Source organism: Nocardia araoensis NBRC 100135 (assembly GCF_000308435.1).
Lineage (GTDB): Bacteria > Actinomycetota > Actinomycetes > Mycobacteriales > Mycobacteriaceae > Nocardia > Nocardia araoensis.
This window is the reverse complement of record NZ_BAFR01000005.1, coordinates 1-20980: the sequence shown is the minus strand read 5'-3', so window position 1 is coordinate 20980 and position 20980 is coordinate 1. Positions and strand designations below refer to the sequence as shown.

Genomic DNA, 20980 nt, shown 5'->3' with positions numbered 1-20980 from the left:
GCAGCCCGGCCAGCCGGGACATTCGGTGAACGACCTGAATCTGCTCCGGCGCGCCCGCAGGGCGCCGCGCAGCGGCTGGCGCCGCGCGGTGCACAAGGTGTCCGGCGGCATGATCAATCCGGGTGAGTCGGCGGCCGACATCGTCTACCAGGACCTCGTCGACCGGGTGAACCAGCCGGTGCGCGGTGACTACCGGATCGCGATCCTCTCGCTCAAGGGCGGCGTCGGGAAGACCACCACCACGGTCGGTCTCGGCTCCACGTTCGCATCGCAGCGCGGCGACCGGGTCATCGCGATCGACGCCAACCCTGACCTGGGCACGCTCGCGCACCGGGTGCCGCGGCAGACCCGATCCACCGTGCGCAACCTGCTCGAGGATCAGCACATCACCAGGTACTCCGACGTGCGAGCGCACACCTCGCAGGCGCCGAGCCGCTTGGAAGTGCTCGCCAGTGAACAGGATCCGGCGGTCTCCGAGGCATTCAGCGAAGCGGACTACCGCAAGGCGATCGGCATTCTGCAGTCGTTCTACAACATCATCCTGACCGACTGCGGCACCGGCTTGATGCACTCCGCGATGGCGGGCGTGCTGGATATGGCGAGCTCGCTGGTGCTGGTCACCTCACCTGCCATCGACGGCGCGCGCAGCGCGTCGGCCACGCTGGACTGGCTCGACCACCACGGCTACGGCAAGTTGGTGGAGCGAACCGTCGTGGTGGTCAACGCTTCCCGGCGCGGCGCCTCCACCGTGGATCTCGATCAGCTGCGCAAGCTGTTCCTCGATCGCACCCGCGCGGTGCAGATCGTTCCGTTCGACGATCATCTCGCCGAGGGCGCGGAAATCGATCTGGAACTGGTGAGCAAGCCGACGCGGCGGGCGCTGCTGGAACTGGCGGCGATGGTCGCCGACGACTTCGGCTACGTCAGCTCGCAAGCCCAGCATCCCTACCGGCACCAGCCGCCGCCGGGATTCTGATCGTCCCGGCCGCCGCGCTGAGTCATGCCCGTGCGGCGGAACCCTTTCCGTGTACGGAATCGGCTGTCGCCAGTGCGACGGCCGATTCGAACGCGGCGAGCACGGCCGCGATCGCCGGACGGGCATCCGCCCGGGGCCGGGTGGCCAGTTCGTACATCCGGGCCGCGCGCACGCCGGACAGCCGTAGTACCGCCAGGTCGGGGTGGCCCACCGCGTAGCGTGGCATGAGCGCGACGCCGTAGCCGGTGGCGACCAGCGTCTCGATGACGCGGAAATCGTTGAGTCGCTGCGCTATGCGGGGCTGCACCCCGGTCACGGTGGCGATCGAGCGCAGGACGTCGTCGACGGGGAATCCACCCCGCACACTGAGCCAGGTCTCGTCGGCCAATTCCTCCGGCGCGACGGCCGAACGGCCCGCGAGCCGATGGGTCGGCGCCGCGACCACATCGATCGGCTCGCGCATGAGTACCCGGGTCGCGACGCGCGGGTCGGCGATGGGCGCGGCGCGTTCGTCCCGATGGGTCAGCACCACGTCGTAATCGGCGAGCAGTCGCGCCACTTCCGAGGGCGGCACGTCCTCGTCCCGCGCGACCACCTCGACTCCGCTGCCCACCAAGCCGGGCAGCACGTGCGGCAGCAGCAACGCACCGCCCGAGGGGAACACCGCGACGCGCACCCGCCCGCGCGGCGAGCCGCGATAGTGCGCCATCTCGGCGACCGCGCGGTCCATGGCAGCCAGCACTTCGTCGGCGCGCACCACCAGGGCCCGCCCTGCGTCGGTGAGCCGCACGCGTCTGCCGTCCGGTTCGAGCAGGGCCACGCCCGCCTCCCTCGCCAGCACCTTGAGCTGCTGGGAAACCGCCGATGGCGTCATGGACAGCGCTGCCGCCACGGCGGACACGGTGCCGCGATCGGCCAGTTCACGCAGCACACGCAACCTCTCCAGTGCCATGGGCGGACCGGGCGCGAGGGATTCGGAACCGGAATCCATTAAGTGAAGCTACATCATCGATCCAGAATTATTCGATTGTTCTGATCTTTAGCAGACCGCACGATGAAGTCGTGACCAACCGCGACCGCCTGCTCGGCCTGACCGTCGTCCTGCTCTGGGGATTGAATTTCCTCGCCATCCGAGTGGGGCTCGACCACTTTCCCCCGTTCTTCTTCGCGGCGCTGCGCTTCGCGGTGCTCGCGGTGCCCGCGCTGCTGTTCATCCCGCGTCCTCCGGTGCGGATGCGCTGGATCCTGCTGTACGGCACCGGTTTCGGCATCCTGCAGTTCGCGTTCCTGTTCACCGCGATGCGGGTGGGCATGCCGACCGGGCTCGCCTCGCTGGTCCTGCAATCCTCGGCGCCGTTCACCGTGCTGCTCGGCACGCTGCTGCTGGGTGAGCGGATGCGCCCGATGCAGATCGCGGGCATCGCCGTCGCGGTGGCGGGCATGGCGGTGATCGGCTGGGACCGGCTCGCCCACGCCACCCTGGTGCCGGTGCTGTTGACCCTCGCGGGCGGACTGGGCTGGGCCTTCGGCAATATCGGCGCGCGCCTGGCCGGTACCGAGACCCCCGGCGTCAACCCGCTGCACCTGATGCTGTGGACCACCGCCATCCCGCCGGTGCCGCTGTTCGCGCTGTCGGCGTTCGTCGAGGGGCCGACCACGGGAGCGCACGCTGTGGTCGAGGCGTTCGCCCCGGCGGGCCTGCCCGCTCTCCTGGCGCTCGCCTACATCGCCGTCCTCGCCACCGTGGTCGGCACGGGATTGTGGACCTATCTGCTCGGTCGCTATCCGGCCGGCCTGGTCGCGCCCTTCTCCCTGCTCGTTCCCATCGTCGGCATCGCGGCGGCGTGGACCTTCCTGGGCGAGACCCCGACCCCGTTGTCGCTGATCGGCGGGGTTGTGGTGCTGGCCGGAGCGTTCGCCGCGACGTCGAGCAGACCACGTGCGGGCACGGTGCGCGCCCCCATCCAGACCTCGCGAACAGCCGCGATGGCAGGCACCGGTCGCTCGGCCTGAGCGGGCGGACCCTGCACCCGGTGTGCACTCCGTCACGAAAATCGCATGCCGTACGGGGTCGGTGCGAATCAATCGACTTGCCGCTTTACAGTAGTGCCCGGCGTGGAAGTTGGTCCCTAGGCTAGGCAGCAGAGCGGCGCATGGCAGACAATCAGTGGACCGTATCGCGAAGAGCACTGCTTCGTAACACGGTCGCGGCGGGGGTGGCTACAGCGGGGGCACTGACGGCGGGTGCGCTGAGACCCGCGCCGGCCAGGGCGAATCCCGGTGGCAAGAGAGTCGCGGTACTCGGTGGCGGTGTCGCGGGCCTGACCGCGGCACACGAACTGGCGGAACGTGGGTTCCAGGTCACCATCTACGAGAAACGGGCGTGGGGCGGCAAAGCCCGAAGCGTCGGCGTGCCCGGCACCGGAACGGGAGGGCGGCCGGATCTTCCGGGTGAACACGGCTTCCGTTTCTTCCCCGGCTTCTATCAGCACGTGCCGGATACCATGCGCCGAATCCCGTTCCCCGGCAACGCGAACGGCGTATGGGACAACCTCGTCGCGGTGCCGGAAGCACGATTCGCCCGGCACGGCGGCGACGACTTCCGCGTCCCGCTCGGTCCGCGCGCCCGTGCCGAATTCTCGCCCGACAGTTTCCGCGAAACGCTCGGCGCGGCGCTGTCGACCGCACTGAAGATGCCGCCCAACGAGGGCGCCTACTTCGCCGAACGCCTGCTGGTCTTCAACACCAGCTGCGACGCCCGCCGCCTCGGCCAATGGGAGCGCACCTCCTGGCACGATTTCGTCGGTGGCCACGCGCGCTCGCACGAGTTCCGCGCACTGCTGTCGCGCACGCTGACCAGCATCATGGTCGCCGCGAAGGAGAACATCGCGAGTGTGCGCACCATCGGAACCATGGGCGAGCAGTTCCTCGGCAATCCCATGGGGATCGGCAACGACGGCGGCTTGGACCGGGTGCTGAACGGTCCGACCAACGCGGTCTGGATCGAGCCGTGGACGCGGCGGATCCGCGAACTCGGCGCGGAATTCGTGCTCGGCGCCGAAGTGCGCGGGCTGGAGGTGCGCGACCGCAGGATCGTCGCCGCCCAGGTCGTGGACGAGACCGGTGCGCAGCGCACGATCGAGGCCGACCACTTCGTCGTCGCGCTGCCCGCGGAACGGGCGCGCACGCTGTGGTCGCCGCAAGTGCTCGCCGTCCAGCCCGAATTGGCCGGGATGGACAACCTGTTCACCGACTGGATGAACGGCATCCAGTTCTATCTGCGCCGATCGGCCGACATCTCGCACGGCCACACCGCCTACATCGACGCGCCCTGGTCGCTCACCTCGATCAGCCAGAACCAGCTGTGGCGCCGCAAGCTGACCGAGTTCGGCGACGGCGGTGTGCAGGACTGTCTTTCGGTGGACATCTCCGACTGGAACACTCCCGGCATCCTGTACGGCAAACCCGCGAAGGAGTGCACCCACGAGGAGATCGCTCGGGAGGCGTGGGCGCAGATCAAAGCCCACTTGGACGATCGCGGCGAGGTGCTGGGCGACGCCGACCTGCACTCCTGGTTCCTCGATCCGGGCATCACCTGGCAGGAGGGCCAGCGGCGCAACGCCAACGCCGACCCCCTGCTGATCAACACCGCCGGTTCGTGGGAGTACCGTCCGCAACCGCACGGCGCACTGGAAAACCTCTTCCTGGCAGGCGATTACGTGCGCACGAACATCGACCTGGCGACCATGGAGGGCGCCAACGAGTCCGCCCGCGCCGCGGTGAACGCCCTGCTGGACGTGGCCGGTTCGAACGCGGAGCGCTGCCGGATGTACACGCTCTACCGCGCGCCCGAACTGGAACCGCTGCGCCGGATGGACGCCGACCGCTACGCGGCCGGGCAGCCGAACATGTTCGACGTCCCGGTCTGAACGGATGTGATCGATCTCCTCCCGCGGGAACCGAATTCGATCGCCATCCCCCGGGCCCGCGGTGCTTGAATCGAACTATGCGTGAGAGCACCGCCTCCGAGGAGATCACCGACCCGGCGGACCTGCGAGCACTGCTCGGCGAGGTGGCACCGCGTGCCGCCACCAAGGAGCGCCCCGCCCTGCACGCCAGGGACCGGGAGTGGATCGCGCTGTCCCCGTTCCTGGTGATGAGCACCTGCGACGCGGACGGCAACTGCGACGCCTCGCCGAAAGGCGATCCGGCGGGGTTCGTGCGGGTGCTCGACGACACCACCCTCGCCATCCCGGAGCGCCCCGGTAACCGGCGCGCCGACGGCTACTTCAACATCCTGGCCAACCCGCACGTCGGCCTGCTGTTCGTGATCCCGGGCCGCCGCGAGACGCTGCGGATCAACGGCCGCGCCCGGCTGGTGCGCGACGCGCCGTACTTCGACGACATGGTGGTGCGCGGGCACCGCCCGATCCTCGCCGTCGAGGTGGACATCGATCAGATCTTCTTCCACTGCGCGAAGGCGTTCATGCGCAGCCACCTCTGGGAACCGCAGCAGTGGCCGGATGACACCTTGCCCAGCCCCGCCTGCCTGGTCAAAGAGGTGCAGAAGAACGTCACCGAGACGGTGGAAGTGCTGGAGCGCTACTACTCGCCGGAGAACTACGCGGCCAAGCTCTACCGGGACTGACGGGCCGTGGCCCACGCCACCCGACCGCGGCGAGCCGGGAGCGCGGGTCGAACATAGACTCGCGGCGTGGCAGAACTATCGGTGCGCGGACGGCTCGCGCTGGCGGCGGCGGCCGCGGCGTCCTGGGCCTCGCAGAAGGCGGGTCGCGGCAAGGGCTCGATGATCGGCGGCCTGATCGCGTTGAAGATCGATCCGACCGTCATGGACCAGCTCGGGCAGCGGCGGCGCACCGTGCTGGTGACCGGCACGAACGGCAAGTCGACCACCACGCGGATGACCACCGCCGCGCTCAGCACCCTCGGCGCGGTCGCGACCCAGGCCGACGGCGCGAACATGGACGCGGGCATCGTCGCCGCGCTGAACGCGCACCGGCGCGCGCCGCTGGCCGCGATCGAGGTCGACGAACTGCATCTGCCGCACGTCACCGATTCGCTGAACCCCTCGGCGGTGGTGCTGCTGAACCTCAGCCGCGACCAGCTCGACCGGGTCGGCGAGATCAACATGATCGAGCGCAAGCTGCGCGCGGGCCTGGCCGAGCACCCGGCCACCGTGGTGGTCGCCAACTGCGACGACGTGCTGGTCACCTCCATCGCCTACGACCATCCCAACGTGGTGTGGGTCGCCGCGGGCAGCGGCTGGGCGATGGACGCCACCAGCTGCCCGCGCAGCGGCGAGCCGATCGTCTGGGAGGGCGCGCACTGGCGCAGCACCGGAGCGGATTTCCAGCGTCCCGAGCCCGATTGGTGGCTCGACGGGGACGACCTGGTCGGCCCGGAGGGCAGGCGTTTCCCGTTGCGGCTAGCGCTGCCTGGCCGCGCCAACCGCGGCAACGCCGCACAGGCGGTGGCCGCCGCCGTCGCGCTCGGCGCCGACCCGGAGCAGGCCGTCGCGGCCGCGGGCACGGTTCGCGAGATCGCGGGCCGCTACCGCACCGTGCAGGTCGGCGAGCACGACGCGCGGCTGCTGCTGGCGAAGAACCCGGCGGGGTGGCAGGAGGCGCTGTCGATGATCGAGCCGACCTCGGCGGGCCTGGTGATCGCGGTGAACGGCCAGGTGCCCGACGGCGAGGACCTGTCCTGGCTGTGGGACGTGCGCTTCGAGCACTTCGAAGGCGTGCAGGTGGTTGCGGCGGGCGAACGCGCCACCGACCTGGCGGTGCGGCTGACCTACGCGGGCGTCGAGCACACCCTGGTGCCCGATCCGGTGCGCGCCATCGCGTCGTGCCCCGCGGGGCACGTGGAAGTGCTGGCCAACTACACCGCGTTCCGTGATCTCAACCGTGACCTCGAGGAGCGGGCATCGTGAGTGAATCGACCTTCCGCATCGGCTTGGTGCTGCCGGACGTGATGGGCACCTACGGCGACGGCGGCAACGCCCTCGTGCTGCGCCAGCGGCTGCGCATGCGCGGCTACGACGCCGAGATCGTCGAGATCAACCTGTCGGAGCCGGTGCCGGATTCCCTGGACGTCTACACCCTGGGCGGCGCGGAGGACTCCGCACAGCGCCTGGCCACCCGGCACCTCCAGCGCTACCCCGGTTTGCAGCGCGCCGCCGGGAGGGGCGCTCCGGTGCTGGCGATCTGCGCGGCCATCCAGGTGCTCGGCCAGTGGTACGAGACCTCGGCGGGCGAGCGGGTCGACGGCGTCGGCCTGCTCGACGTCACCACCTCGCCGCAGCACAAACGCGCCATCGGCGAGGTGACGACCACACCGCTGCTCGACGGGCTCACCGCGGCGCTCACCGGCTTCGAAAACCACCGCGGCGGAACGAAACTCGGCGGCGACGCGCACGGTCTGGCCCGCGTCACCCGCGGCGTCGGCAACGGCGTCGGCGACGGGCTGGAGGGCGTAGTCCAAGGGTCGGTGATCGGCACCTACATGCACGGCCCCGCGCTGGCCCGCAACCCCGAACTCGCCGACCTGCTGCTGATGCGCGCCCTCGGCGTCACCGAACTGGCTCCCCTCGACCTGCCCGAGGTCGACCAGCTCCGCCGGGAGCGCCTGCGCGCCTGAACCGGCGGAGCACAGGAGCATCCGTTCCGGCCTCGCCGTGTCGGCGCACGTGACCGAGCACGCGCCGGGAGCGTACGTCACGGCGCGGTGCGCCGAGTTCGGTCGCCGTAGCGTTCTCCCAGCTCTCGGGGGCAGGAGTCGGCGTTCTCCGGTTGGATGTGGTGGTGGAGTTCGAGCACTACCGCGGTGAATTGACGGCGTACTGCTACCGGATGGTGGGTTCGGTGCACGACGCCGAGGATGTGGTGCAAGAAGTCCTGTTACGGGCCTGGCAGTCGCGGGAGCGGTATGACCCGCAGCAGGGGGCTTCACGGCCGCGGAGGTGGCCGGACAGCTCGGTACTTCGGTCGCGGCGGTCCACAGCGCGTTGCAGCGCGCGCGGACCGCTCTGGCCGCGGTGGGCCGGATCGAGGACATCGCCGAACCGGACGATCCACAGGTGCGGGCGATGGTCGGACGGTATCTGCGTGCGTTCGAGACCGCCGACGTCGACGCACTGGTCGAGTTGCTGACCGACGACGCGGTGCTCGAAATGCCACCGGTGCCGCTGTGGTACCGCGGCCGGGAGCACTACGGGCGGTTCATGCGCAGGGTGTTCGAGATGCGTGGGGCCGGTTGCCGTCCGAGCCCGGCACTGACCACCACGTCCGGCCACAGCATTCACGACGCCGTCGACCAGCCGAGCCGGACGCCGTCACGCTGCGCCGCACGTCCCGGCCGGTGATTCCGCGGTGCCCGGCTGTTCCGCCGTGTACTTCACCGGTCGTGGTCGCGGACCGTGTCTCGGACACCGACCTCGGTGACGTCCACGGAGACAGTGATCGCGCTGTCCTTCGCGTCGGTGTAGATGATGCCGCGCAGCGGAGGGATGTCGGCGTAGTCGCGGCCCCAGGCCACGGTGATGTAGCGCTCGTCGCCGAACTGGTCGTTGGTGGGGTCGAGGTCGATCCACCGGCCCGAGCAGTCGTGTCCGTCGGCGCCGGGCGCCCACACGGCCGCCCAGGCATGCGTGGCGTCGGCGCCGACCATCCGCTCCTTCCCGGGCGGCGGATCGGTGGCCAGGTACCCGGACATGTACCGGGCGGCGAGGCCGTGCGAACGCAGGCAGGCGACCGCGAGGCGCGCGAAGTCCTGGCAGACGCCCGCGCGGGCCGCGAACACGTCGGCCACCCGGGTGGACACCGTCGTGGCTCCGGACCGGTAGGCGAAGTCGGTGTAGATCCGGGTGTTCAACTCGGCCACCGCGTCCAGCAGCGGCCTGCCCGGCCGCAAGGATTCGGCCGCGTACGCGACGATCTCCGAAGTGATCTCCTGCGGGTGCAGGTCGAGGGCGAACTCCACGGCGAACGGGCCGTTCGCCCCCGTCGGACACGCGCGTTCCCACGGCTCGGCTGCCGCCGCGTCATCGCGGGTCGGGGCGTCGACTTCGACCAGTGATTCGCCGACGACCGTCAGAGCGCGATGCGCGGTGGTGACGTGGAAGTAGGAAGTGACGTTGCCGTACACGTCCGCCCCCACCGACCGGTCCGAGGGGGCGGGGTCGATCCGGATCTCATGGGCGAGCAGCCGCTGGCCGGGGAGATCGCGGGGGGTCAAGTACGCGCGCCCGTAGGAGTTGATGACTTCACCGGAGTACGAATACTTGGTCCGATGCTCCACCCGGTAGCGCCGGCCCGCACGACCGGTCATCCGACGACCTGCGCGCTGCCCCACAACGGCTGGATGTCGACCGGGAGCGACAGCGTCGTGGTCTCGAAGGATTCGGACAGCTTGCGCAGGCGCAAGTGCACTCCCTCCAGCAGCTCCGCCAGTTCGGTGCGCCGGTCGTCGGAGTCGGTGACCTCGAGATCGTCGGGGTCGAGGCGGCGCAGCATGCGGCGCGCCTCCGCGAGCAGCCGCTGTGGACGCGACGAGCCGGACGCACCGGGCAGCGCCTGGAAATCGGCGTGCAAGCGGCCCAGCTGATAGGCGAGCGATCGCGGATTGGCGGTGTCGAACAGCAGGAGCTCGGCGACGTTCGCGATCCGCACGGAATCCTGATGGCGCCGTCGGTAGCTCACCGAGGATTCGGTGGCGCGCAGCACCCAGTCGGTGACCTCGCGCTCGACCTCCTCGGTATACCGCTGGGTCAGCGCGGCCGACAGCAACGCGGTCAGGGCGAGACCGCGCTCGATCCGCTTACCGATGTCCCTGACGTGCCACCCGGTGTCGCGGATCAGCGACTCGCCATCGATCCCGGACAGGGCGAGCAGCCCGGCCAGGGTGCGCGAATGCACGTCCGACAGTTCCGCCTCCTGGTCGTCCACCGCGGCCGGGTAGCAGGCCAGCGCACGCTCGACCGCGCCGAGGATCATCCAGGTGTCCACCGACAACTGGTCGCGCACGGCACGCGCGGCGCTGCCGTACCGATCGAGCGCGAAGGCCAGCGATCCGGGCAGCTCCCGGTCGATCGTCAGCGCGACGAGGTAGTCGTGGCCCGCACGGGACGCGCCCGGCACCCGGTTCGCTTCCGGCCTGGTGTCCTGCGCCGCCCCGGCCGCCTCGTCGTCCGGTCGTTCGGCGACGGCCTCCACACCGGCGGTAATCGGTTGTCGCGCATCGGCATCGGCCACGGCCTCGTTCCGGGCCACGGCGCAGCGGTGCTCGATCCGCTCCGAATCGCCGTCGCCCCGAATAGGTTCGGACTCGCCCGCACCGGGCACATCACCGGAACGCGGGAACCACCCCGCCGCCGAGTGCGACCGCTCGTCGCCGTACCGAGCGACATCGACGCCGACGCCGGACGGAGCGAGCATGCCGCGGTCGGCCGAACTCTGCTGCGGCGCGAGGGCTCGCACCTCGGGACCGAACAGCCCTTCGGTCGGAGCCGCGGTGGCGGTGGTCCGTCCCAGCGCGGCCAAGAGGATGGGTAGCGCGCCCGCGCCTTCCAGCCAGGGGCGATACCGGAACTCCTGGTAACGCTCGTGGGTGGCGATCAGCAGTCGAGCGGTGTCCTCCGCGCGTTCGCCGTAGCGGCCGATCCAGAAGAGGTCGTTGAGCACGCGTGGGGAGCTGATCGCGGCCACGATCGGAGCGGTGCGCCGCGGCTCGCGCGGCGGCTCGGTGCTGATCGCGGCGGCGGCCGACGGCGCGGCACGCACCCAGATGTCCTTGGCGGCGACTTTCCGAGCGGCACGGTCGGTCGTGCGCTCGCGCAGCTGGCCGAGACCGCCGGACATCACGGTGTAGCCGCGCCGATGGGCGAGCGAGAACAATCGCATGCCGACCGGGGCCGCGGCGATGCCGTCGTGCTCGCGAACGGCGGGCGCGACGGAGAACTGCGCCGGTTCCTGGCCCACCCACTGCCATCCGTGCGCATCGATCCGCGCCTTCATCTCGTCGCGCTGCTCCCGGCTCAACTCGGGACCGAACAGCGTGGCCCCGTCGACCGCCGAGCGGAGAATCAGTTTGTCCAGATTCGCGATCAGATGTCTGTGCTGCCGCTCGTGACCACCCCAGTACGACGGCGCGCTCTCCAGCAGCAAATCCTCACCGAGCAGCGCGCGCGACAGGGCGGGCAGGAATCCGGCCAGCGCGGGGTTCTCCAGCAGCCCGCTGCCGAGCGTGTTCACCACCGTCACCGCCCCGCGGCGCAGCACCTCGACCAGCCCCACCACGCCCAGTCGCGAATCCGGCCGCAGGTCGAGCGGATCGGAGAACTCGGCGTCCACCCGGCGCAGCACCACGTCCACCCGCTCCAGCGTGCCGAGCGACCGCATCCACAGCGCGCCCTCGCGGACCACCAGATCCGCACTCTCCACCAGCGGGAAACCGAGTGTGGCGGCGAGATACGCCTGATCGAACGCGGTCTCGGAATGCACGCCGGGGCTGAGCACGACCACCACCGGCTCGTCGTCGTCGGTCTGCGCGGATTCGATCAGCATCGAGCGCATCGCCCTGGTGAAGGGCGTCAGCGGACGCGGATTCGCGTGCTCGAACGCCTCCGGGATCGCGGTCGACACGACCCTGCGGTCGGCCAGCGCGTATCCGGCGCCGGACGGCGCCTGCGCCCAGTCGGCGAGCACTCGGAACCGGCCGTCACCCCAGCGGCTGAGATCACAGGCGTGCAGGAAGAGCTGGTGCCGCCCGGGCACGGTGATGCCGTGCGCGGCCCGCACGTAGCCACGATTGCCGAACACGACTTCCGGTGCGAGCAGCCCCGAGGCGAGCGTCCTGCGCGGCCCGTACACGTCGGTGAGCACCTCGTCGAACACACGGGAGCGCTGCTCCAGCCCGGCCTCCAGCCGGCTCCAATCGTCCGCGGCGACCGGCAAGGGAATCGGGTCCAGGCGCCACGGCGCCGGCGTCGTGCTCTCGGCCGACGCGCCGACCTCGAGGTAGGTGATGCCGTCGTCGTCGATCAGCCTGCGCACGCGGCTGTCCAGCCTGCCCAGGCCGTCTCCGCCGAGTTCGGCGAAGTCGGCGGACAACTGCGACCACACCCGGCGCACCTTGCCGTCCACGTCGACCAGTTCGTCGTAGTAGCCGGCGACGGGCGTGCCGCACTCGTCGTAGGCGGCGGTGGCGGCGGCCTCCCCGCGGTAGCGCGCGACCTGCTCCCGGACGGTGGTCGCGGTCTCCCGCCGCTCATCACGCAACGTCACCGCGCCGACCTCACTTCCGCCATCCGTACCGAACGGTCGCCGAATGCTGCCCGGGCAGTCCGGACCGATCGGGGCGGACGCGCCTCATCGGTGGGCTGTGCGGCCATTTTCGCATGTCGCAGCACACACTCCGGGCAAGACGGCCGTGCGGCGGCGACCGGTTGCACCGCGTTCGCACCGGCACCGAGGGCGGCGACACGCCGGCCCGGGTCCCACCGTGACCGCCGGGCCGGTGGTATCACCGAACGACGACAACGATCTCGTCAGGAGGTCATATGCGTAGATCAGACTGTTCGTCTTGTGAATCCGCTTCAGACCACTGCCACGGAACCCTGATCGTGCACGTCAGCCGGATCGCCGAATGCACCGAGGAGCAGTGCCTCGAGCTCAGCCACGCCAGGCACGCCTTCGTCCTCGATTGCCGAGACCTCGCGGGCGGCTGCCGGTGCGGCGAGGGTGATACGGCCCGGCGCCGCGCCTGAGCGGTTCCGTACCCTGGCCCGGTGAGCTATGACCACCTGTTGCTGCCGTCCGGTGTCGCGTCGTCGATCGCGGAGGTCGACGCCTACCTGAGCACCCAGCAGGGCGTCCCCGAGTCGGGGGCGGTCGCGCAGATCGCGGCCGAACTGAACAGACGCAACGCGGAACTGCCCGAGGAGGACAGTTTTCTCAGCACCGCGCCGGTCGGCGGCGCGGCCACCGGTGCGGCACTGCATGTGCCGTGCCCCTACGACGCGATCGGCTTCGTCCGCCACTTGCTGTTCGAACTCGCCACACCGCTGAACTACGCCGTCTACGACCCGCAGCTGGCCTGGCTGATCGATCCCGCCGGGCACGTCGGGGCCATCGTGACGCACGGGGGGGCGGGCGAGTTCCCGTACCTGACCGAAGCCTTGGTCCGGCAGTGGATTCCGGAGTTGAGCCCGCCCAACCCGTACCTCGTCGTCGAACGCGGCGACCAGTTCTACATCCAGACCTACCGGGAGAACTCCGGCGCCTACACCGTGGAATACCGAGACGGCTCCCCGGACAAGCATTTCGGCACCACCGTCTCCGATCCCGCCACCGTGGCCGCCCTCATCTGGGGGTGGGCCAACGACGACCGCTCCCGCTTCCCCGGCCTGCCCTGGTCGCGCGTCGCCCTCTGAACCGCTCACTGGTTCTGGGCGGCCAATCGGCCCGCGAGCGCGAGGAACGACGCGCCGAAGACCCTGCGCGTCCAGGTGACCACGGCGGGACGGGAAACCACCTGATCGCGGACGACGGCCGCGCACGCGCCGTACACCGCGAACACCACCAGAGTGGCGAGCATGAAGATGCCGCTCAGTTCGAGCATGCGCGCCAGCGCGTTCGGCGCGCCCGCGGGCACGAACTGCGGCAGGAACGCGAAGAAGAAGATGGTCAGTTTGGGATTGAGGAGGTTCAGCAGCACCGCCGAGGTGATCACTTTCCGCGCCGAGGGCGCGGTGTGCCCCGTCTGCTCCGGCACGACGAGCGCGCCCTTGTCCCGGAAGGTGCTCCACGCCATGTACACCAGGTAGGCGACGCCGAGGTACTTCAACGTCTGGAACGCGACCGCGCTGGCGTCGAGCAGCGCGGCCAGACCCGTGATCGCCGCGATCATGTGCGGCACGATGCCGAGCGTGCAGCCGCGATCACCGCGGCCCGCACGCCGCGAGACAGGCCCGCCGCCAACGTGAACAGCACACCGGTGCCGGGGGTGGCGACGATGACGAGCGTCGTCAGCACGAATTCGATGCTCATCCCCGACACGGTAACGCACCGTCCGCACAGCGCAATCCCCCTTGCGGAGAACGTTTTCGCAGACTACATCGTGCGCCGGCCGGACAATGCGCGCCCGAGGGTCAGCTCGTCGGCGAACTCGAGATCGCCGCCCATCGGCAGGCCCGAGGCCAGCCTGGTCACGCTCAGTCCAGGGAAGTCGCGCAGCATCCGGACCAGGTAGGTGGCCGTGGCCTCACCCTCGGTATTCGGATCCGTCGCGATGATCACCTCGCTGACGTCGACGCCGTCCTCCTGATTACCGATGCGCGCCAGCAGTTCCCGGATCCGCAGCTGGTCGGGCCCGACACCGCTGAGCGGATCGAGCGCGCCGCCGAGCACGTGGTAGCGACCGCGGAACTCCCGCGTGCGCTCGATCGCCTGCACGTCCTTGGGCTCCTCGACCACGCAGATCATCGTCCGGTCCCGGCGCGGGTCGGCGCAGATGCGGCACAGCTCGCCGTCGGAGACCGTCCCGCACGTCACGCAGAACTGCACGCCGTCGCGCACCTTCTGCAGCGCGGCCTGCAACCGATCGATCTCCGGCGGCTCCACCTGGAGCAGGTGAAAGGCGATGCGCTGCGCGCTCTTCGGACCGACGCCGGGCAGCTTGCCCAATTCGTCGATCAGATCCTGGACCGGACCCTCGTACAACTGCTACCTCGGCTCAGAAACCGGGCAGCGAACCGCCGCCGAGACCTTGGGACAGCGGTCCCAGCCGTTCCGCGGCGAGGTGCTGCGCATTCGCCATCGCGTCGTTGACCGCACCGATGACCAGGTCCTGCAACGTCTCCACGTCGTCGGGATCGACGGCCTTCGGGTCGATGGTCAGCGACACCACCTCGCCGCTCGCCTTGAGCCTGACCTGGACCAGGCCACCGCCCGCCGCGCCCTCCACCTCGGTCGCCGCGATCTCGGCCTGGGCTTCCATCACCGCCTGCTGCATCTGCTGCGCCTGGGCGAGCAACTGTTGCATATCGAATTGGCCACCTGGCTGCACGGGAGGGTCCTCTCTGAAGAAGGTGTCACCGGCCAGCCTAGTCCTGCCCGGCCGTGTCCCCGGTGCGGCCCGCACGGTCCGATGTCCGCGGCGCATGGTGGATAACAGGTTGGGTAGTTCCGAAGGGAACCGACAGCGCGCGCCCTACCATCGACACTGAGTCGGAGAGCGGTGTGCAAATCTGGAGCCAACGATGATCGCAGTTCGTGCACGTTTCCTGAGCACCCTGGTGCTCACGCTCGGTATTCCCAGCATCTTCCTCGGCGTCGCGGGTCCCGTGGCGTCCGCGGACACGGAGATCACCGAGCCCGCGGCCACCCCGGCGGTCGCCGATTACGGGGGCGGTTGCGTCCTCTACCCCGACGACAAGGCGGCGACGCTCGATTCGCTGCGCTTCCGGTGCTCGCCGGAGCAGCAGGACGCCATCTTCCGGTCCGCGCCGCTCGGCGCCGTTCCGGTCGGCGTGAAATCGGGCTGGGTCACTCGTCCGCCGGTCATGCAGGCCATCGCGCCCCCGCTGTGGATCGGCAAGACCTTCTACACCGGCCCGGACGGCGGCTTTCTGATGAACCGCCTCACCGGTGCGGGCTTCGAGGCCTGGGGCGCCGATGTCTATGTCGCGCCCGCGTTGACCGACGGGCAGCCGACCTGGGCCCTGAACTACGCACCCTCGCCGACGCCGCAGGTCTATGACGAGATACGGGAGATCACGCCCGGTGTGTGGTTCGGCTATTCGTGGTGGCGCGGCGCCATCCAGACCACGCTCCTGCTGACCTTCGCACTCGCCTGAACAACGGGTGTCGTTTGACCCTCCCGCTACTGGAGGGTGTTGGCTGATCCCATGACGGCAACCGTCCCCATCGGGGAATTCTCCAGGCTGAGCAATCTCAGCGTGAAGACGTTGCGCTACTACCACGAGATCGGCCTGCTCGCTCCGGCCGGCATAGACGCGAGTTCGGGCTATCGGCGGTACGCGACGGCGCAGGTGACGCAGGCACAGTTGATCCGGCGGCTGCGCGAGCTGGACATGCCGGTTCCGGAGATCCGCGCGGTGCTGGCCGCGCCGGACGAGAACGCCCGTGACGCCACGCTGCGCGCGCATCTGGAGCGCATGGAAGCCGAACTGGCCCGTACCCGCGCGGTCGTGGCCTCGTTGCGCGCGCTGCTGACGCCGTCGGCTCCGATCGCCGTGGAGTATCGCGTGGTCGGGGCGTTCCCGGCGGCGGCGATCGGCGCGACGGTGGCGCGCGAACACATCGGCGCGTGGTGCGCTTCGACGTTCCAGGCGTTGTACGAGGCGCTGGCCGCCGCGAATATCGCGCCCGCGGGTGCGGGCGGCGCCACCTACGGCACCGATTTCTTCGAACAGGACGAGGGCGCGGTCGTCGCGTTCGTCCCGCTCGCCGACGCCCATGTCGCCCTGCCGCCGGCGCTTTCGGCGATCGAGTTACCCGCGCGCCGCTTCGCCGTCGCCGTGCACGAGGGCCCGTTCGACGATTTCGACCGGACCTACGGCGCACTGGGCAGTCATGTCGCCGAACACGATGTCGCGCTGCCGGAGCCGATCCGCGAGATGTACCTGCTCGGACCGGACGCGTCCGACGATCCCGCCACTTACCGGACCGAAGTGTGCTGGCCCATCGCCCAGCCGTGAAAAGGAGATATCCATGACGATCTCGATCGCCCACGTCACCATCGATTGCGAGAACGCGGGCGCGCTGGCCGAATTCTGGTCGCGATTGCTGGAAACGCCCGTCGATCCCGACCCCAACCCGGAGTTCGCCACCGTCGGCCGGACCACGGGCGCCGCGACCCCGCTGATGTTCATCCGCGTGCCCGACAAGAACCCCGGCAAGAACGTCATCCACCTCGACCTGCTCGCTTCCGGCCGGGACGAGGTCGCGCGCGCGATCGATCTCGGCGCGAAGCACGTCGCCGACTTCGACGAGTGGGGCATGAAGTGGACGACGCTGGCCGATCCCGAGGGGAACCTCTTCGACATCGCGGCCGGATAGACCCCGAGCAGACCGCGGCGACGGCCCGAACGGGCCGTCGCCGTATCCGTACGATCAGGCCAGCTCGCGCTGGAGATTGCCGAGGACCTCGGCCTGGATCTTCTTCAGGCCGAGCGGCGCGAAGATGCCCTCGAAGATGCCCGCGATGCCGCCCGCGCCCTTCCAGGTGGTGCGCAGCGTGACCCGCGAACCCGCGCCCTCCGGCGTGACGGTCCAGGTGTTCACCAAGGTCGAATTCGAGTCGCGCTCGGTGACAATGGAATCGGACACCGAGACCACCGCGTGCACATTGCGCGAGCGCTTCTCGGTGGCCTGCAATGTCCATTCCGCGACGGTGCCTGCGCCCTTGCCCCCCTCGACCACCTTGTAGTCGCGGTAGTGCGACGAGAGGATGCGCGGACGCACCGTGTCGTAGTCGGCGATGGCCTCCAGCGCGCGCTGCGGATCCGCCGCCACGTCGATCGAACTACTGGCGCTGACCTGTCCCACAATGAGCTCCTTGTCCGGATGCGGTGTCTCGACGGATCTCCATCCTGCCCTGTCGGCACCGGAGCAAAGCGGCGAGGGCGGAGCGTGTGGCGAACTTCTCCGAACGATTCGGTATTCCTTTTCGCAACATATGCGTGACATTTCTCCATGACCGTGACCTCGCGGTGGCCCCGTCGAATGGTCCGTACTAGCGTCGAGGAGTGGCAGTGAGTCTGTTGGGGAAGGCCGGACACGCACCGGCCGCACGCGAATCAGGATTTGCCGCGCATCGAGCGGGCGTGGACCGCCTTCTGGCGAGTTACCGCGCCATACCCGAGCACGCCAACGTCCGTTTGGCCAAGAAGACCTCGAACCTTTTCCGCGCCAGGGCCAAAAATCCGGCGCCCGGCCTCGACGTATCGGGGCTGACCAGGGTCATCGCGGTGGACCCTGTGGCGAAGACCGCCGACGTCGCAGGCATGACCACCTACGAGGAGTTGGTCGCGGCCACCCTTCCCTACGGGCTCGCGCCGCTGGTCGTTCCGCAGCTCAAGACCATCACGCTGGGCGGCGCGGTCACCGGCCTCGGCATCGAGTCCACCTCCTTCCGCAGCGGTTTGCCGCACGAATCGGTGCTGGAGATGGACGTGCTCACCGGCGCGGGCGAGATCCTCACCGCCACCCCGGACAACGAGCACGCCGATCTGTTCCGCGGCTTCCCGAATTCCTACGGCACGCTGGGCTACACGGTGCGGCTGAAGATCGAGCTGGAAGAAGTCCAGCCGTACGTCGCGCTGCGGCACCTGCGCTTCCGGGACCTGCGCGAGCTGGAGGCCACCCTCGCGACGATCGTCACGGATCGGGTCCACGAGGGCGAGCCGGTGGACTACCTGGACGGCGTGGTGTTCTCCGCCGAGGAGAGCTACCTGACGCTGGGCCGACGGACCGACGAGCCCGGTCCGGTCAGCGACTACACCGGCATGGACATCTACTACCGGTCCATCCAGCACGACGGCGACACGCCGAAGCACGACCGCCTGACCATCCACGACTACTTGTGGCGCTGGGACACCGACTGGTTCTGGTGCTCGCGCGCCTTCGGCACACAGAATCCGAAGATCCGCCGATTCTGGCCGAAGCGTTACCGGCGCAGCAGCTTCTACTGGAAGCTGGTGGCGCTGGATCGCAAGTACGACATCGGCGACAAGCTCGAGGCCCGCAAGGGCAATCCCCCGCGTGAGCGGGTCGTGCAGGACATCGAGGTACCGGTGGAGCGCACCGCCGACTTCGTGGAGTGGTTCCTGCGCGAGATCCCGATCGAACCGATCTGGCTGTGCCCGCTGCGTTTGCGCGCGACCGGCAGTACGGATCGCCCCGCCGGACGTGCCTGGCCGCTGTATCCCCTGGAGCCGGACCGAACCTACGTGAACGTCGGATTCTGGTCGGCCGTGCCCACCGCACCGGAGCAGCAGGAGGGGGCGGCCAACCGCGCCATCGAACACAAGGTGACCGAATTCGACGGTCACAAGTCGCTGTACTCGGATTCCTTCTACGACAAGGATGAGTTCGCGGCGCTCTACGGCGGAAACACCTACACCGAACTGAAAAAACGCTACGACCCGGACCAGCGCCTGCTGGATTTGTATTCGAAGGCGGTGCAACGCAAATGACGACATTCAAGGACCGTTCCGATGTCTTCGCGGATCTCGGGACCAAACTCAGCATTGCCGAGATCTTCGAGACCCTCGTCGAGGGCGAGGTGCCGATCCGCTTGACGGCCTACGACGGCAGCGCGACCGGACCGGAGGACTCGGAGTTCGCGCTGGACATCCGGACCCCGCGCGGCATCAACTATCTGGCCACCGCCCCCGGCGACCTGGGTATGGCCCGCGCCTACATCGCAGGCGACATGACCGCCAGCGGCGTGCACCCGGGTGATCCGTACGAGATCCTGAAGGCGATGGACGGGTTGAAGTTCCGCCGTCCGTCCGCGCTGGCCCTGGTGACCATCGCGCGCTCGCTGGGCTGGGAGCGGCTGAAGCCGGTCGCCCCGCCGCCGCAGGAGACGCTGCCGCGCTGGCGGCGGATCGCCTTCGAGGGCCTGCGCCACTCCAAGACCCGTGACGCCGAAGCCATCCACCACCACTACGACGTCTCGAACAAGTTCTACGAGTACGTGCTCGGTCCGTCGATGACCTACACCTGCGCGACCTACGGCGACGAGAACTGGACGCTCGAGCAGGCGCAGGAGAACAAGTATCGCCTGGTGTTCGAGAAGCTGCATTTGAAGGAGGGCGACCGGCTACTGGACATCGGCTGCGGCTGGGGCGGCATGGTGCGCTACGCCGCCAAGCGCGGCGTCAAGGTGATCGGCGCGACGCTGTCGGCCGAGCAGGCGGACTGGGCGCAGAAGAAGATCGCCGAGGAGGGCTTGGCCGATCTGGCCGAGGTGCGGCACTCCGACTACCGCGACGTGCCGGAGGGCGAGTTCGACGCGGTGTCCTCGATCGGGCTCACCGAGCACATCGGGGTGCACAACTACCCGTACTACTTCGACTACATCAAGAACAAGCTGCGCGACGGCGGCCTGTTCCTGAACCACTGCATCACCCGCCCGGACAACACCCGCACCACCAAGGCGGGCGATTTCATCGACCGCTACGTGTTCCCCGACGGCGAGCTGATCGGTTCCGGCCGGATCATCTCCGAGATCCAGAACATCGGGCTCGAGGTGCTGCACGAGGAGAACCTGCGCGAGCACTACGCGCTGACCCTGCATGAATGGTGCAAGAACCTGGTCGCCAACTGGGACGCCTGCGTCGCGGAGGTCGGTGAGGGCACCGCGAAGGTGTGGGGCCTGTACATGGCGGGCTGCCGGCTTGGCTTCCAGCGCAACGTGGTTCAGCTGCACCAGGTGCTCGGCGTCAAGCTGCCCGCCGACGGCGACTGGACCGTACCGCTGCGCCCGTGGTGGCAGCCGTAGCCCAGGCTGGTTCAGAAGGCTTTGCTGCCCGCCTCGTTCAGGAGTTCATCCAGGAACGATGCGGGCAGTTCCACGTCGCCGACCTGGGCGGAGGCGGGCAGGTCGGTGCGCAGCACGCGCAGGATGCCGACCACGCCGGGGCCCGCGTCCAGCAGCGGCCTGGTCCAGCCGAGGTCGGCGCAGGTCGTGACCGAGGGCAGCAGCAGATTGGTGGCCTCGCCCACCCAGCCCGCTGCCGCCAGGCATTCCGCGAGCAGCAGCGCGGCGTCCAATTGGGCGCGCGGGCGGTGCTTCTGGCGGGTGTGGTCGTACAGCGCGCGGGCGCGGCGCACCGCCCGGTCGTCCGAGCCGAGCCGGTGTTCGGCGAGCAGCGCGCGGATCGCGGCGAGCTCCTCGGCCTCGGCGGTGAGCAGGGCGGCCCCGGTCAGCCGGTGGCCCGTCTGTAGCGGCGTG

At 69.4% G+C, this 20980-nt stretch carries 21 protein-coding genes and 1 pseudogene; 13 read left to right on the top strand and 9 right to left on the bottom strand.

Going from position 1 to position 20980, the window contains the following annotated elements:
• Positions 1–976 (top strand): MinD/ParA family ATP-binding protein (locus tag ON21_RS01335; RefSeq protein ID WP_039794492.1); only part of this gene is annotated, 976 nt, incomplete at its 5' end.
• 22 nt (positions 977–998) lie between these two features.
• On the opposite strand, the gene ON21_RS01330 is transcribed toward ON21_RS01335, so the two are convergent.
• Entirely contained in the window at positions 999–1928 is a 930-nt protein-coding gene (locus ON21_RS01330) for a LysR family transcriptional regulator (protein WP_039794491.1), read from the bottom strand.
• 110 nt (positions 1929–2038) lie between these two features.
• On the opposite strand from ON21_RS01330, the gene ON21_RS01325 reads away from it, so the two are divergent.
• The 6 genes from ON21_RS01325 (at position 2039) to ON21_RS01300 (ending at position 8360) form a co-directional block, all read left to right on the top strand.
• A complete protein-coding gene (locus ON21_RS01325) occupies positions 2039–2989 on the top strand; it encodes an EamA family transporter (protein ID WP_039794485.1) in 951 nt (316 codons plus the stop codon).
• Between the two features lie 140 nt (positions 2990–3129).
• Positions 3130–4905, top strand: coding sequence for a hydroxysqualene dehydroxylase (locus ON21_RS01320; RefSeq protein WP_039794483.1), 1776 nt, complete (start codon positions 3130–3132; stop codon positions 4903–4905).
• Between the two features lie 77 nt (positions 4906–4982).
• The gene (locus ON21_RS01315; protein WP_039794482.1) at positions 4983–5624 is read left to right on the top strand and encodes a pyridoxamine 5'-phosphate oxidase family protein; all 642 of its coding nucleotides are present in this window, start codon (positions 4983–4985) and stop codon (positions 5622–5624) included.
• Between the two features lie 66 nt (positions 5625–5690).
• A complete protein-coding gene (locus ON21_RS01310; protein ID WP_039794479.1) occupies positions 5691–6929 on the top strand; it encodes a Mur ligase family protein in 1239 nt (412 codons plus the stop codon).
• Positions 6926–7636, top strand: a complete 711-nt coding sequence (locus ON21_RS01305) for a type 1 glutamine amidotransferase (RefSeq protein WP_039794476.1) — start codon at positions 6926–6928, stop codon at positions 7634–7636. The genes ON21_RS01310 and ON21_RS01305 overlap by 4 nt, the downstream gene beginning before the upstream one ends.
• Before the next feature lie 322 nt (positions 7637–7958).
• Complete coding sequence (locus ON21_RS01300; protein WP_051020151.1) at positions 7959–8360, top strand: nuclear transport factor 2 family protein; 402 nt, start codon at positions 7959–7961, stop codon at positions 8358–8360.
• 32 nt (positions 8361–8392) lie between these two features.
• On the opposite strand, the gene ON21_RS01295 is transcribed toward ON21_RS01300, so the two are convergent.
• Both ON21_RS01295 and ON21_RS01290 read right to left on the bottom strand, forming a co-directional pair.
• On the bottom strand, positions 8393–9325 hold the full coding sequence (locus ON21_RS01295) for a transglutaminase family protein (protein WP_039794474.1): 933 nt from the start codon (positions 9323–9325) through the stop codon (positions 8393–8395).
• Positions 9322–12279 (bottom strand): circularly permuted type 2 ATP-grasp protein, encoded by a 2958-nt coding sequence (locus tag ON21_RS01290; protein WP_039794473.1) that lies wholly within the window; start codon positions 12277–12279, stop codon positions 9322–9324. Before ON21_RS01290 ends, ON21_RS01295 begins: the two co-directional genes overlap by 4 nt.
• A gap of 503 nt (positions 12280–12782) precedes the next feature.
• Between ON21_RS01290 and ON21_RS01285 the strand changes: the two genes are divergently transcribed.
• Entirely contained in the window at positions 12783–13427 is a 645-nt protein-coding gene (locus tag ON21_RS01285; RefSeq protein ID WP_039794471.1) for a hypothetical protein, read from the top strand.
• Positions 13428–13432: 5 nt separating this feature from the next.
• Here the strand turns inward: ON21_RS01285 and ON21_RS01280 are convergent, their stop codons facing one another.
• The 4 genes from ON21_RS01280 to ON21_RS01270 form a co-directional block, all read right to left on the bottom strand.
• Entirely contained in the window at positions 13433–13903 is a 471-nt protein-coding gene (locus ON21_RS01280) for a LysE family translocator (RefSeq protein WP_245562412.1), read from the bottom strand.
• A complete protein-coding gene (locus tag ON21_RS39820; protein ID WP_245562411.1) occupies positions 13900–14043 on the bottom strand; it encodes a hypothetical protein in 144 nt (47 codons plus the stop codon). Before ON21_RS39820 ends, ON21_RS01280 begins: the two co-directional genes overlap by 4 nt.
• 63 nt (positions 14044–14106) lie before the next feature.
• A complete protein-coding gene (gene recR / locus ON21_RS01275; protein ID WP_039794470.1) occupies positions 14107–14715 on the bottom strand; it encodes a recombination mediator RecR in 609 nt (202 codons plus the stop codon).
• Between the two features lie 13 nt (positions 14716–14728).
• Positions 14729–15061 (bottom strand): YbaB/EbfC family nucleoid-associated protein, encoded by a 333-nt coding sequence (locus tag ON21_RS01270; RefSeq protein WP_083880339.1) that lies wholly within the window; start codon positions 15059–15061, stop codon positions 14729–14731.
• A gap of 193 nt (positions 15062–15254) precedes the next feature.
• On the opposite strand from ON21_RS01270, the gene ON21_RS01265 reads away from it, so the two are divergent.
• The 3 genes from ON21_RS01265 to ON21_RS01255 are packed head-to-tail and all read left to right on the top strand — an operon-like array spanning position 15255 to position 17076.
• Positions 15255–15851 (top strand): hypothetical protein, encoded by a 597-nt coding sequence (locus ON21_RS01265; RefSeq protein WP_039794465.1) that lies wholly within the window; start codon positions 15255–15257, stop codon positions 15849–15851.
• A gap of 51 nt (positions 15852–15902) precedes the next feature.
• A complete protein-coding gene (locus tag ON21_RS01260) occupies positions 15903–16715 on the top strand; it encodes a MerR family transcriptional regulator (RefSeq protein WP_039794463.1) in 813 nt (270 codons plus the stop codon).
• 13 nt (positions 16716–16728) lie between these two features.
• Complete coding sequence (locus ON21_RS01255) at positions 16729–17076, top strand: VOC family protein (RefSeq protein ID WP_039794462.1); 348 nt, start codon at positions 16729–16731, stop codon at positions 17074–17076.
• Positions 17077–17130: 54 nt separating this feature from the next.
• Here the strand turns inward: ON21_RS01255 and ON21_RS01250 are convergent, their stop codons facing one another.
• Complete coding sequence (locus ON21_RS01250) at positions 17131–17565, bottom strand: SRPBCC family protein (RefSeq protein ID WP_039794460.1); 435 nt, start codon at positions 17563–17565, stop codon at positions 17131–17133.
• Positions 17566–17771: 206 nt separating this feature from the next.
• Between ON21_RS01250 and ON21_RS01245 the strand changes: the two genes are divergently transcribed.
• Positions 17772–19214, top strand: a complete 1443-nt coding sequence (locus ON21_RS01245; protein ID WP_051020149.1) for an FAD-binding oxidoreductase — start codon at positions 17772–17774, stop codon at positions 19212–19214.
• Positions 19211–20527, top strand: coding sequence for a class I SAM-dependent methyltransferase (locus tag ON21_RS01240; RefSeq protein WP_039794459.1), 1317 nt, complete (start codon positions 19211–19213; stop codon positions 20525–20527). The genes ON21_RS01245 and ON21_RS01240 overlap by 4 nt, the downstream gene beginning before the upstream one ends.
• 11 nt (positions 20528–20538) lie before the next feature.
• Here ON21_RS01240 and ON21_RS01235 read toward each other — a convergent pair.
• A pseudogene (locus ON21_RS01235) lies at positions 20539–20980 on the bottom strand (serine/threonine-protein kinase); the annotation flags it as partial.